This is a genomic window from Pseudomonas sp. ChxA (assembly GCF_030263855.1).
In the GTDB taxonomy this organism is placed as follows: Bacteria; Pseudomonadota; Gammaproteobacteria; order Pseudomonadales; family Pseudomonadaceae; genus Aquipseudomonas; species Aquipseudomonas fluorescens_CB.
This window is the reverse complement of sequence record NZ_JARPMK010000001.1, coordinates 1,966,641-1,979,492: the sequence shown is the minus strand read 5'-3', so window position 1 is coordinate 1,979,492 and position 12,852 is coordinate 1,966,641. Positions and strand designations below refer to the sequence as shown.

At 59.7% G+C, this 12,852-nt stretch carries 12 protein-coding genes; 6 read left to right on the top strand and 6 right to left on the bottom strand.

All coding sequences use genetic code 11. The features are described 5' to 3' along the window. The first annotated feature begins 21 nt into the window (after positions 1-21). A complete protein-coding gene (locus tag P5706_RS08840) occupies positions 22-333 on the top strand; it encodes a hypothetical protein (RefSeq protein ID WP_285679017.1) in 312 nt (103 codons plus the stop codon). A 17-nt stretch (positions 334-350) separates the two neighbouring features. Here the strand turns inward: P5706_RS08840 and P5706_RS08835 are convergent, their stop codons facing one another. Both P5706_RS08835 and P5706_RS08830 read right to left on the bottom strand, forming a co-directional pair. Then, positions 351-941 (bottom strand): tRNA-uridine aminocarboxypropyltransferase, encoded by a 591-nt coding sequence (locus P5706_RS08835; RefSeq protein WP_285679016.1) that lies wholly within the window; start codon positions 939-941, stop codon positions 351-353. Positions 942-947: 6 nt separating this feature from the next. Continuing rightward, positions 948-1,841: a LysR family transcriptional regulator gene (locus tag P5706_RS08830; protein ID WP_017134867.1), complete on the bottom strand. Its 894-nt coding sequence runs from the start codon at positions 1,839-1,841 to the stop codon at positions 948-950. Between the two features lie 229 nt (positions 1,842-2,070). Here P5706_RS08830 and speB point away from each other — a divergent pair, with 229 nt between their 5' ends. Genes speB through P5706_RS08810 form a run of 4 tightly spaced genes read left to right on the top strand, consistent with a single transcriptional unit; the run spans position 2,071 to position 6,511 of the window. After that, on the top strand, positions 2,071-3,021 hold the full coding sequence (speB, locus tag P5706_RS08825; protein ID WP_056861477.1) for an agmatinase: 951 nt from the start codon (positions 2,071-2,073) through the stop codon (positions 3,019-3,021). After that, a complete protein-coding gene (locus P5706_RS08820; RefSeq protein WP_200431895.1) occupies positions 3,021-3,440 on the top strand; it encodes a YybH family protein in 420 nt (139 codons plus the stop codon). The genes speB and P5706_RS08820 overlap by 1 nt, the downstream gene beginning before the upstream one ends. Positions 3,441-3,461: 21 nt before the next feature. Further along, positions 3,462-5,099 (top strand): purine-cytosine permease family protein, encoded by a 1,638-nt coding sequence (locus tag P5706_RS08815; RefSeq protein WP_285679015.1) that lies wholly within the window; start codon positions 3,462-3,464, stop codon positions 5,097-5,099. A gap of 29 nt (positions 5,100-5,128) precedes the next feature. Beyond that, complete coding sequence (locus P5706_RS08810) at positions 5,129-6,511, top strand: sodium:solute symporter family protein (protein WP_200431897.1); 1,383 nt, start codon at positions 5,129-5,131, stop codon at positions 6,509-6,511. A gap of 70 nt (positions 6,512-6,581) precedes the next feature. Here the strand turns inward: P5706_RS08810 and P5706_RS08805 are convergent, their stop codons facing one another. The 3 genes from P5706_RS08805 to ptrR all read right to left on the bottom strand — a co-directional run bounded on the left by P5706_RS08805 (position 6,582) and on the right by ptrR (position 10,143). Continuing rightward, on the bottom strand, positions 6,582-8,666 hold the full coding sequence (locus tag P5706_RS08805) for an FAD-dependent oxidoreductase (protein WP_285679014.1): 2,085 nt from the start codon (positions 8,664-8,666) through the stop codon (positions 6,582-6,584). A 318-nt stretch (positions 8,667-8,984) separates the two neighbouring features. Continuing rightward, on the bottom strand, positions 8,985-9,107 hold the full coding sequence (locus P5706_RS08800) for a PA1414 family protein (RefSeq protein WP_285679013.1): 123 nt from the start codon (positions 9,105-9,107) through the stop codon (positions 8,985-8,987). A 142-nt stretch (positions 9,108-9,249) separates the two neighbouring features. Further along, the gene (gene ptrR / locus P5706_RS08795; RefSeq protein WP_285679012.1) at positions 9,250-10,143 is read right to left on the bottom strand and encodes a putrescine utilization regulator PtrR; all 894 of its coding nucleotides are present in this window, start codon (positions 10,141-10,143) and stop codon (positions 9,250-9,252) included. A 104-nt stretch (positions 10,144-10,247) separates the two neighbouring features. Here ptrR and P5706_RS08790 point away from each other — a divergent pair, with 104 nt between their 5' ends. After that, a complete protein-coding gene (locus P5706_RS08790) occupies positions 10,248-11,447 on the top strand; it encodes an MFS transporter (protein WP_285679011.1) in 1,200 nt (399 codons plus the stop codon). Here the strand turns inward: P5706_RS08790 and P5706_RS08785 are convergent. Further along, positions 11,359-12,801: an NCS1 family nucleobase:cation symporter-1 gene (locus tag P5706_RS08785; RefSeq protein WP_236374760.1), complete on the bottom strand. Its 1,443-nt coding sequence runs from the start codon at positions 12,799-12,801 to the stop codon at positions 11,359-11,361. The two genes, P5706_RS08790 and P5706_RS08785, sit on opposite strands and share 89 nt — an antisense overlap. Positions 12,802-12,852: the final 51 nt, after the last annotated feature.

The following is a 12,852-nucleotide window of genomic DNA, read 5'->3' as shown; positions in this document are numbered from 1 at the left end:
GCACAATGACGCCAAGGCCTTTTGCTCGAAGTCCTCGGTCAGTTGCTGGATGGCCTGTTCCAGGGTTTTCTGCGCATTGATCCAGGCCTGCTGCAACCGCACGTACTCAAACTTTTGCGCCACGCTGAGCGCGTCGAGAAAGCCGTCGAACTTCTCGCGCATCCCATCCAGGGCTTGCAAGGCGGACCATTGCGGGGCCGCCAACAATGTCCCCGGTTGCGCCGCCATGAAGTCGGACAACTCGTCCTGCGGCGCGCTGCTGATAATCGGGCTGACCATTTCTGTATTCCTGAAAAGGTCAGCCTACGCCGCTGGCATGGGCAACTCCGGTAGCTATATATCGCCCGACGTCAGCCGTGGTTTTTTTCGTAGACCGCAACGCCCATGGCTGCAATCTGGCCGTCGATCAACGCGTCGAAAGGCTTGAGTAACGGTTCAAATGAGGTCGGTGCTTCAAGCACCTGCAACGCTTGCACGATGGCCTCCACCGTCGACAACGCACCGGGGCCGGGGGCCTTGCGCAACCGATAGCGCGACACGCGCTCGCCAGCCAGCGTGACGCGCGGCAATGCGGCCAGCAGCGGGTTGAGGTGCAGTAACTTGCGCGCCTTGCGCCACGTGCCGTCGGGCACCACCAGCAACAGCGGTTGATCGCTCGGCGTATAGGTTTGCAACGACTGCGCGTCGTCCGCCGGAAACAACAGGCGTGCCTGATAACCCGGTGGATTCAATAACGTGACCAGGTCGTCAAACACCTCGCCCACCACCAACTGCGCATTGTTCAAGCCCAACGCCGCCAGGCGCGCGGTATTGAGCGCGTGGTTGACCTCGCTGGGGTGCTGCAACAGCAAGATGCGCGTGCGGCTGTCGAGGCTGGGGATCAGCGCACACAGGCAGTGATTAACGGGCCTGAGACAGCGAGGGCATTGGGGTCTGGACATGGTTTATCAGGCCTGGTTGAGCTGCGCTTTGAGCAGATCGCGGAAAGTCTGGATCAAGGGTTCGCGGCTGCGGCCACGGCGCATGATCATCGAGAACGGCGCCTGGTAGCCGAAGGTTGCCGGCAACAAAACGCGCAAGTCGCCCTTGTCGGCCCAGGCCTGGGCGTAGTGCTCGGGCAGGTAGCCGATATAGGCACCGGACAACACCAGGATCAACTGGGCTTCCATACTTTCCACCGTGGCCGCACTGTGTTTGAAACCATGCCGCGCCAATTCAGCCTGGCTCCAGTAACCACGACCGACCATGCGCTGCTGGGTAATCACCTGCTCAGGAATACGCCGTTCATTGAACAGTGGGTGCCGCGTGCTGCAATACAGCCAGTGCTGCTCGCGATACAGCGGCATGTAGATCAGCCCGCTCATGCGGTTGGAGAACGCGCCGATGGCCAGGTCCAGGCGATTGTCCTGCACGCCCAGTTGCAGCTCGTAAGGGCTCATCACCGACAGATGCAGGTGTACGGCCGGGTGCTCAAGGCTGTAGGCGCCGATCACTTCGGCGAACGGCAAAGCCTTGTCGCTGACGGTGGAGTCCAGCACACCAAGCTTGAGCGTGCCACGCAACTCGCCCTTCAGGGCAGCGGCATATTGCTCAAAACCCTCCAGCTCACCTAATAGACGCAAGGTTTCCTGATGGAACAGCTCGCCCTTGCTGGTCAGGCTGAACCCGCCCCGGCCGCGATGACACAGCACCAGGCCCAAGGCCGATTCGAGTTGGCTCATGTAGGTGCTGATGGCCGACGTCGACAGGTTGAGTTCGTGCTGGGCATTGGCAAAACCCTGGTGGCGCACGACGCTGACGAAGATGCGCAGGAGTTTCAGGTCGGGCAAGGCGTTGGCCATTTGTTCTCCGCGGAACACAAAATTCCTGTGGGAGCTGGCTTGCCTGCGATGACAGCAGTGAATTCAACGCCGCCATCGCAGGCAAGCCAGCTCCCACATTTGGACCGAGTTTAACCCAAGCATTAGTTTAGAAAAATCTAAACTAAGTATTTGCCTCTACCGATTCTTCCCGCCCAACGCTTTTCGCAGAATCGGCCCCTAATAAACAAAACAACGATGAGGCACTCCCGTGGACAAGATTTTCCACCAACCACTGGGCGGCAACGAAATGCCGCGCTTCGCCGGCATCGCCACCATGATGCGACTTCCTCACCTGCAAACGGCCAAAGGCCTGGACGCCGCGTTTGTCGGCGTGCCCCTGGATATCGGCACCTCGCTGCGCGCCGGCACCCGCTTCGGGCCGCGTGAAATTCGCGCCGAATCGGTGATGATCCGCCCTTACAACATGGCCACCGGCGCCGCACCGTTCGACTCGCTGTCGGTTGCCGACATCGGCGACGTGGCGATCAACACCTTCAACCTGCTCGACGCCGTGCGCATCATCGAAGAAGCCTACGACGAGATCCTTGAGCACGACGTAATCCCGATGACCCTGGGCGGCGACCACACCATCACCCTGCCGATCCTGCGCGCTATTCATAAAAAGCACGGCAAGGTCGGGCTGGTGCACATCGATGCCCACGCTGACGTCAACGACCATATGTTCGGTGAGAAAATCGCCCACGGCACCACCTTCCGCCGCGCCGTGGAAGAAGGCCTGCTTGATTGCGACCGCGTCGTACAAATCGGTCTGCGCGCCCAGGGCTACACCGCCGAAGACTTTAACTGGAGCCGCAAACAAGGCTTCCGCGTGGTCCAGGCCGAAGAATGCTGGCACCACTCCCTCGCCCCGTTGATGGCCGAAGTGCGCGAAAAAGTCGGCGGCGGCCCGGTGTACCTGAGTTTTGATATCGACGGCATCGACCCGGCCTGGGCACCTGGCACCGGCACCCCGGAAATCGGCGGGCTGACCACCATCCAGGCGATCGAGATTATCCGTGGCTGCCAGGGCCTCGACCTGGTTGGTTGTGATCTGGTAGAAGTTTCGCCGCCTTACGACACCACCGGCAACACCTCGCTGCTCGGCGCCAACCTGCTGTACGAGATGCTCTGCGTACTGCCCGGCGTGGCGCACCGCTGATGAGCGCGCAGCAGGTATTGAAAGCCGCCGCCGAGCTGGTGGCGGCCTTTGCCACGAATGACCGCGAGGCTTATTTTGGCGCGTTCACGGCCGATGCCAGCTTCGTGTTCTACACCCTCCCCCAGCCGCTGCTGAGCCGCGATGCCTACCAGGCGTTGTGGGACAGCTGGCGTGCGGACGAGGGGTTTGAGGTGCTGTCCTGCACCTCAAGCAACGCCTTTGTCAGCCTGCAGGGTGACGTGGCGATATTTATTCATGACGTGGCCACCGAGCTGCGCATGAACGGGGAGCAATTTTTTAGCCAGGAGCGCGAGACCATTGTCTTCAAGCGGCAAGCGTCTCACCTAGAACAACAAGGCCTGTGGCTGGCCTGTCACGAACATTTGTCCGCTATGCCGGAAGGGCTGCCGCCCCCTTAGCCAATGTGATCGGAGCTGATCATGAATAATAAAAACAACGAAAACAGTATTCGCAAAATAGAAACCAACGGGGTCGAACAGATCCCGGACCACGAGCGTACCGCCAGGCCCAAGGATCTGTTTCGCCTGATCTTCGGCGGTGCCAACACCTTTGCCACCGCCGTGCTGGGCTCGTTTCCGGTGCTGTTCGGCTTGTCGTTCCAGGCTGGGGTCTGGGCGATTGTGCTGGGCGTGTTGGTGGGCGCGCTGATCCTGGCGCCGATGGGCTTGTTCGGGCCGATCAATGGCACCAACAACGCTGTGTCTTCCGGTGCGCACTTTGGTGTGCATGGGCGGATTGTCGGCTCGTTTCTGTCGCTGCTGACGGCGATTGCCTTCTTCTCACTGTCGGTGTGGAGTTCCGGTGATGCGCTGGTAGGTGGTGCGAAACGTCTGATTGGCCTGCCGGAAACCGACCTGACCCTGGGCTTGGCCTATGGCCTGTTTGCCCTTCTTGTACTGACCGTGTGCATCTATGGCTTTCGCTTCATGCTGTGGGTCAACCGCATTGCGGTAGGGGCGGCGAGCCTGCTGTTTTTGCTGGGCATCTTCGCATTCGCACCAGCGTTCGACAGCCACTTCGCCGGCACCGTCGCCATGGGCCAGGCTGGCTTCTGGGCTGCCTTCATCGGCTCGGCGCTGGTGGCCATGAGCAACCCGATTTCCTTCGGCGCGTTCCTGGGTGACTGGTCGCGCTACATCCCACGTGAAACGCCGAAAATGCGCATCATGCTGGCAGTGGTGCTGGCGCAGATCGCCACCTTGATCCCGTTTCTGTTCGGCCTCGCCACCGCAACCATCGTCGCGATCAAGGCGCCGGACTACATCGCGGCCAACAACTATGTCGGCGGTTTGCTGGCCGTATCACCGAACTGGTTCTTCCTGCCGGTGTGCCTGATCGCGGTGATCGGTGGCATGTCCACCGGCACCACCTCGCTGTATGGCACCGGGCTGGACATGTCCAGCGTGTTCCCGCGCCTGCTGTCGCGAGTCAAGGCCACGTTGCTGATCGGGGTGATGTCGATTGCCTTCATCTTTATCGGACGTTTCGCCGCCAACCTGGTGCAGAGCGTGTCGACTTTCGCCGTGCTGATCATCACCTGCACCACGCCGTGGATGGTGATGATGATCATCGGCCTGATCGTGCGCCGCGGCTTCTACTGCCCGGATGACTTGCAGGTGTTCACCCGCGGTGAAACCGGTGGGCGCTACTGGTTCAGCCACGGCTGGAACTGGCGCGGCCTTGGCGCCTGGATCCCGAGCGCGCTGGTGGGCCTGTGCTTCGTCAACCTGCCGGGGCAGTTTGTCGGACCGCTGGGCAACCTGGCCGACGGCATCGATATCAGCCTGCCGGTGACGCTGGGGCTGGCGTCGGTGGTGTACCTGAGCTTGCTGCGTGTGTTCCCGGAACCGGCCGAAGTCTATGGCCCGGCCGTTGTGGCGAGGGAGCTTGCTCGCGCTGGCGTGCTTGCTCCCGATGGCGTGCGGAGCGGCCCTAAAAAAGCCGGCTCCAGCTTCGCTGTCGAACGGGAGCAAGCTCCCTCGCCACAGCAAGCTCCCTCACCAAAGCAAGCGCCCTCGCCAGAGCAGGCTCCCTTCCTGCAGAAAGCTTCTCAATAGCCTAAAAAAATAAACGGAGAACCGCCGTCATGGCTTTGGATTTATTCGTCGTACTCATCTACGCCGCCGGCATGCTCGTGCTCGGCTATTACGGCATGCGCCGCGCCAAGACCCACGAAGACTATTTGGTGGCCGGGCGTAACCTGGGCCCGTCGCTGTACATGGGCACCATGGCCGCCACGGTATTGGGCGGTGCATCCACCGTCGGCACCGTGCGCCTGGGTTATGTGCACGGCATTTCCGGCTTCTGGCTGTGCGCCGCACTGGGCGCGGGGATCATCGCGCTGAACCTGTTCCTGGCCAAGCCGCTGCTCAAGCTGAAGATTTTCACCGTCACCCAGGTGCTGGAGAAACGCTACAACCCGATGGCCCGCCAAGCGAGTGCAGTGATCATGCTGGCCTACGCGCTGATGATCGGCGTGACCTCGATCCTGGCCATCGGCACCGTGCTGCAAGTGCTGTTCGGCCTGCCGTTCTGGGTCTCGGTGCTGCTCGGCGGTGGCGTGGTGGTGGTGTATTCGACCATCGGCGGCATGTGGTCGCTGACCCTTACCGATATCGTGCAATTCGTGATCAAGACCGTCGGCCTGATGTTTATCCTGCTGCCGATCTGCCTGTACCGCGTCGGCGGCTGGGATCAACTGGTGGCCAAGCTGCCGGCGTCGAACTTCAGCTTCACCGAAATCGGCTGGGACACGATCATCACCTACTTCATGATCTACTTCTTCGGCATCCTGATCGGCCAGGACATCTGGCAACGCGTGTTCACCGCCCGCGACGAAAAGGTCGCCAAGTACGCAGGCACGTTCGCCGGTTTCTACTGCATCCTCTACGGCCTGGCCTGTGCCCTGATCGGCATGGCCGCGCATGTGCTGCTGCCGAACCTGGACAACGTCAACAACGCCTTCGCCGCCATCGTCAAAGCCTCGCTGCCGGATGGCATTCGCGGCCTGGTGATCGCCGCCGCACTGGCTGCGATGATGTCCACCGCCAGCGCCGGCCTGCTCGCCGCCTCCACCGTACTGACCGAAGACCTGCTGCCACGCCTGCGCGGCGGCAAACAATCGAGCCTGAGCATCAACCGTCTGTTTACGATGCTGACCGGCATCGCCGTGCTCGGTATCGCGCTGGTGGTTAACGACGTGATCAGCGCCCTGACCCTGGCCTACAACCTGCTGGTGGGCGGCATGCTGATCCCGCTGATGGGCGCGATTTTCTGGAAACGCGCCACCACCTCCGGCGCCATTGCATCCATGACATTGGGCTTTGTGACGGCGCTGGTGTTCATGTTCAAAGACGGCTTGGATGCGAACACGCCGATCTACTACAGCCTGGCAATTGGGCTGGTGAGTTTTGTAGTAGTGAGTTTGTTGTCGCCCCGGCCAGAGGCTTCGGTGGCCAGGGCGATTTGACAGGTAACGGGATTTAAAGCGGTTTCTTCAGCGGGCGCGACGTCGGATGTCGCGCCCGTTTTTTTATTCTTCAACCATCAGGCGCTTTCGCCTGAATAATTTCCTGGACCAGGGAGGCCCATAACAATCCCTGCGTGGTGCCCCCGGCATACGTTGCCCCGGCCACGATCTGATTGTAGGCGGACCAGTGAACAATTGAGAGACCGTCTGCGGTGCCAGGCCTGGCGCATTCGATAATTTGCAAATCGCCTCTTTCGATCGCCCTGCGATAAGACACTGGAAAGTGCCGAGAAATAGCGTCCAGGCATGCCGTCAATATCTGCGCCTTGCATTCCGGCGTCGAATCGGGAGGAACCTGCCCGCCGGAGACAAGAATGCAGCCCTCGTCCAGACGGCAATTCATGACGCCAATTGGCAGATCGTATTGCAGCTTGAGTCCATGCATTTCGGCACCTTCACCGCCCACAGCACGCAGCTTGAAAAACCAGCCGATGATTGCGATAGCTTCCGGTTCCTCTACGCCCATGGCCGTGACGACAAAGTGTTCTCTGCTCAGATCAGCAATTTGGACAGGATTTAGGTACTCGGGTCGAAACTGAACCCCAGAGCGCTTCAATAGCGTTACTAACTCATCCATCAGTTGGGTAAATTCCAGCTCGTAGCCCGATACTTCAATAGCCCGGCCAATCCCAGGGATTCCATAATTTGTCTGAAATTGCCGTTGACTGATCTCGACAGCTTCACCTCCCCGCTTGCCGCTTGGCCAGCACCTATGTTCGATAGCCTGTTGCTCGCGGATTGCGGTCTCTATATCGCTGGCGTTATCCCCGTAGGCGCGCACAATCCCCGGCCGCGCGAATTGCGCCAGCGACGGGTTGTCGGCCAGGAATTTTTCGAATAGCTCGATGCCTGCGCGATTACACTCAACGGCCAAATGCTGATTAGCGGGCGTCAGATAAGCGTTATGCAGCGGCTTTGCTGTCGTCTCGGTTGCTGACAGATGACGCATGTTCACAGGCTTGTGACTGGCGCCATCACTGGACTGATCTCCTCCGTAAACCGTAACCTGATAATTGGCCAGGCGAAACATCACGGCTTGGAACAGGCCGTTGATCCCTCGGCCGATGATTGATACGCGCGGCGCACCAGCATTTGCCTGCTCGGCGGGGATCGCCATCGAGTATGCCAGTCTGCGGCTGACCAAACCGCGAAGAGCCATCAGGCTCAACTGAACCGAGACCGCGTAATCCAGGTCGCATTTGCAGGCTTCTGTGGTTGCGGCCTGGGTCGTCAGCGTCGCCGGTTTGTGCCACGTGCAGACACTGCAGCCGAGCGCTTGGGTGCGCATTCGAAACGCTTCCAGTGTATTAGGCCCGTAGTCCAATACCAGTTGCCTATCTTCACCCGTTGCCAGGCTATGCAAGGCATCGTCGCTGAAGACGTCCGGCTTGGCGACGCAGACAAGGCGAGCGTGTTTACGCAAACCCTGGATGAGAGGCCGATCAATGCGATGAGCAGATTCATCATTCAGGGACAGACAAATAGCCACGGCATAAGCGTCATGCAATCCCTCGCGCCAGTCTGCGACAAATGACACTCTGGACTTGCACAGCGTGTTGCTGCTGTTATCCGGCGCTCGCCCCTGTCTGCATATAACCTTAATCTGAACATCTGAATCTCGATCAAGTAACAACCGGACAAGTTCTTTTCCCACATTGCCATATCCCATCACGCAAACATCCCGGGGCATGGAACCATCAGCCAGTGTCAACCAATAGGCGATATAGGCTGCGACATGCGGCGCATTGACCCCAGGCGTATTGACCACCCGTATATCGTTTAGCGCGCACAGATCCAGTGCCACCTTATCCAGACTTGTCCCCCTGCGGACCAAATGGAGGGTTCCAAAGGGGTGGGATATTCGCCATTGGTCGATGACGTCCGCATCAATAATCTGGTCCCCGACAATGAGGGTTGAAGGCCGCAAAAGCCCTATCTGCATGAGCAGGGCTTGCTTGGTCAGTGTAGATGGGAAAAATACGACGTTGGCGGGCGCATCAGCCTTCCAGCCTCTGGACACCGGAGCGATGTGCAGAACATTTCCGGCGGTGGCGATCAATGACGCGGCAACTGGGGGAACGCAAGAGAGCTTCATTGCTTGTCTCCAGGAACGCTGACTTACTTTTAATCCGAGGAAAGCTACGTGCTTGGTCGCAACCTAAGCGCATATTTGGATTGAAATAAGCCAGCCCATTCTGAAGAACAGGTAGTCCGGTTCCGACACTCAGAGTTATGAGAGCTGTTGTCGCGAAAGAAACGTCGGATGTCGCGCCCGTTTTTTTACCTTGCACAAAACAACTGTGGGAGCGGGCTTGCCCGCGATAGCAGTGCGTCAGTCAACTTTATATCGACTGATACGCTGCTATCGCGGGCAAGCCCGCTCCCACATTATAAAACCTGTTGCAACCTGAGCTTAGCGGCAACGCGGACGACGCTGCTCGTCATCTGTGCGAATCGGAATCGGCTGCAACGGTGGTTCAATCAGGCCCAGCGCAACGCCGAGGTCGTGGAGCCAGTTTTGAATTTTCTCTTTCATGGTTGCCCCCTTTGAGGGTAATGCGGCTAGGCGGGAGTTCTGTCGCCTTTTCCTACAGTGATAGTAGCTCTAAGTCTTACGTAATGCTTGAACGAAACCACAACGAACTATTACAGGATTGATCTGAATCCTGACGGATCGTTCAAGCAATCGCACGCGTGTCTTGCAGGAAATTGGCCTTGCCCTCTTGTTGCAGATCGATCCATGCATTGAGGTTAGCGCCGAGCATGCCCTTGCGCCACATCAACCAGGTGGTGGCAGTGGCAAAAGGCCCGGTCAACGGATGAACGGACACGCTGTCCTTGCCTGGCAGGCTGTCGAGCATCGATTCGGACATCAACGCCACGCCGGAACCGGCGATCACGCAGGCGAGCATGCCTTGGTAAGACTCAATCTCGATGGCGCGTCCCATGGCCACACGCTCGTGGGAAAACCACGTTTCCAGCCGCGCCCGGTAGGCGCAACTGCGTCGGAAGGTGAACACCGAACGGCCGGCGACATCCTGGGGGCCACGCACGGGCGGGTGATCCGCCTCGCAAATGATCACCAGGCGCTCTTCGCACAGAGGCACACCGTCCAGCGAAGCTATGGTGATAGGGCCATCCACCAAGGCCGCATCCAGACGCCCGGTGATCAAGCCTTCCAACAACTCGCCACTGGGCGCCGATTGCACCTGGAGGTTCACCATCGGATACGCCTTGTGATAGCGCGCCAACAGTTTGGGCAAATGCACTGCGGCCGTGCTGTACATGCTGCCCAGCACAAAATCGCCCGCCGGTTGCCCACCTTGCACCGCGCCGTGGGCTTCATCATGCAGCGCCAGCAGACGGGTGCTGTAGTCCAGCAGCACTTTGCCCGCAGGAGAAAGCTGCAAGCGCTGACGCTCGCGCACGAACAACTCGACGCCAAGTTGCTCCTCCATCTGCTTGAGCCGTGTCGACAAGTTCGAGGGCACTCGATGCAAGCGCTCAGCCGCGCGGGTAATGGAGCCCTCTTCCGCCACGGCCTGGAAAATCCGCAATTGACTGAACTCCATACCTTTCTCCAAAACTGAACAAGTTACTCACTATTATTCATTTTTACAGAAAGTCAATTCGCTTTAGCCTACAAGTCATTCGCTTCCCCGTAGGAAACCTGAACATGTCACCGCTGATTCGCTTAACCGCCAGCTTTATTGCTTTGATGATGGCCATGGGCATTGGCCGCTTCGCCCTCACCCCGCAGATGCCGCATTTGCTCAGCGAGGGGCAGATTGACCTGACCGGCGCCGGCCTGATTGCCGCCGCCAACTACCTGGGCTATTTCGTCGGCGCGGTGGACTCGATCTTTGCCCGTAGCCATCACCACATAAAAGCGCGGTTGTATGGTGGGCTGTGGCTGTGCGTGCTGTTGACCCTGGGGTCGTATTGGGCGCATGGGTTCTGGCCGCATTTGCTGCTGCGCTTTGGCACCGGCGTGGCGAGCGCCTGGGCGCTGGTGATGATCACCAGTTTGAGCCAACCACTGGCAATAGCCGCCGGGCGTCCACGTTTGGGGGCATTGGTATTTGCCGGGCCGGGCTTGGGGATTCTGCTGACGGGGTTGCTGGCACTGGGTTCCAATCTACTGGGCGAAGACTCTGCGACCTTGTGGCTGGTCTATGGCGTGGTGGCATTAGTGATGTTGCTGGCCATCCTACCCTTTTTACCGAAACCGACCGTGACGGTGACCCATGCCACTAGCGCGGGCAGCAACGCCAGCATCGCGCATCTGTGCTGGATCTACTTCTTGTATGGCCTGGGCTACATCATCCCAGCAACCTTCTTGTCGCAGATGGCCAGCGCGCAGTTCCACGGCGCGTGGCAAGCCGACCTGTTCTGGCCGTGCTTTGGCCTGGCGGCGGCGCTGGGTGTGGTGGTGGCGAGCCTGCGTCGCAAGGACCCGGACACCACCCGCCGCTGGTTGATGACGACGTTATGGCTGCAAGCGGCCGGGGTATTCGCCTGCCTGCTGGGCAATGGCTGGGGCCTGGCCCTGGGAGTGTTGCTGTGTGGTGCGCCGTTCCTGGCATGCATGCAACTGGTAATGGCGCGTTTGCGCGAGGTGGCGCCCCACGGCTACCAGCGCAGCACCGGGCTGCTCACCGCCAGCTTTGCGATTGGCCAATTGTGCGGCCCATTGCTGGCCTCGGTGAGCAGCCACTTGAGCGGCGGCCTGCAACCGGCGCTGGTGATCGCCGGCTGTGGCTTGGTGTTGGCGGGCGCGGTGTTGATCAACCGGCAACCAGCGACGTTGGCGCACGAACCTGCTCGCGCCGCGCCAGCACCAGAAAAAACAGCCCTCCCAGGAAGCACCCGGTAAACCAGGCGAAGTTGGCCATGCCCTGCAACGCGGGCGTGAAGGTGATAGCGACGCCCACCAGCGTCGCTGGCACCAAGGCTTTGACGGCGGTCCAGTTCACGCCGCCGTCGTAGTAATAACGGCCGTTCGGGCTGTCGTCGAAGAGGGCATCTACGTCGATTTTCTGCTTTTTGATCAGGTAGAAATCCACAATCAAAATCCCGAACAGCGGCCCGATAAACGCAGCGAGAATGTCCAGGGTGTAGTGGATCATCAGCGGGTTATTGAACAGGTTCCACGGCGTGATAAAGATCGAGGCCACGGCCGCGATCATGCCACCCGCGCGCCAGCTGATCTTGCTCGGCGCGACGTTGGCGAAATCAAACGCCGGTGAAACGAAGTTGGCGACAATGTTGATGCCGATTGTGGCGGTCACGAAAGCAAAAGCGCCGAGCAGCACGGCCATGCTGTTGTCGATGCGCGAAACCGTAGCGATTGGGTCATGCAACATTTCGCCAAACACCGGCAAAGTGCCCGAAACGATGACGACAGTCACCAGCGAGAACGCCAGGAAGTTAACCGGCAACCCCCAGAAATTGCCGCGTCGCACGTCGTGCATGCTGCGGCAGTAGCGGCTGAAATCACCGAAATTGAGCGTCGGCCCGGAGAAGTACGAAACCACCAGCGCCGTCGCCACAATCACTTGGCCAAACGCCTGCCAGCCCGACAGGGATTTTTCCGCCAGGGTGAAACTGATGTTCGCCCAACCCGCCTTCCACACGATCCAGCCAGCCAGGGCAAACATCACCGCATAGACCACTGGCCCCGCCCAGTCGATAAACCGGCGGATGGACTCCATGCCGGCCCAGAATACTGCTGCCTGCAGCGTCCATAAGCTGAGAAAGCCAAACCAGCCCAGGTAGGACAGGCCCGCAAAGTGCGGCTCTGCATACACCGCCATCTGCGGGAAAAAGCGCAGCACTACGATAATCAAGGCACTCGATGCCAAGTACGTCTGGATGCCGTACCAGGCCACAGCGATCAAACCGCGAATCACCGCCGGGATATTCGCCCCAAACACGCCAAATGCCAGTCGACAGATGACCGGGTACGGCACGGCCGCTTGCTGGCTCGGCTTGGCCACCAGGTTGGCGATCAACTGCACGATGCAAATGCCGGCGAGCAAGGCGATCAACACCTGCCAACTGGCCAGCCCAAGGGCAAACAGGCTGGCGGCGAACACGTAGCCGCCGACGCTGTGCACGTCGCTCATCCAGAAGGCGAAAATGTTGTACCAGGTCCATTTCTGCGGCAGCGGCCCGAGGTCCTGGTTGTACAGGCGCGGGCTGTAGCCTTTGGGCAATTGTTCGGTCATCGCTTGCTCCTCGAAGTACCGGCCTGCGCTGCCGTAACGGTGTGCATACGG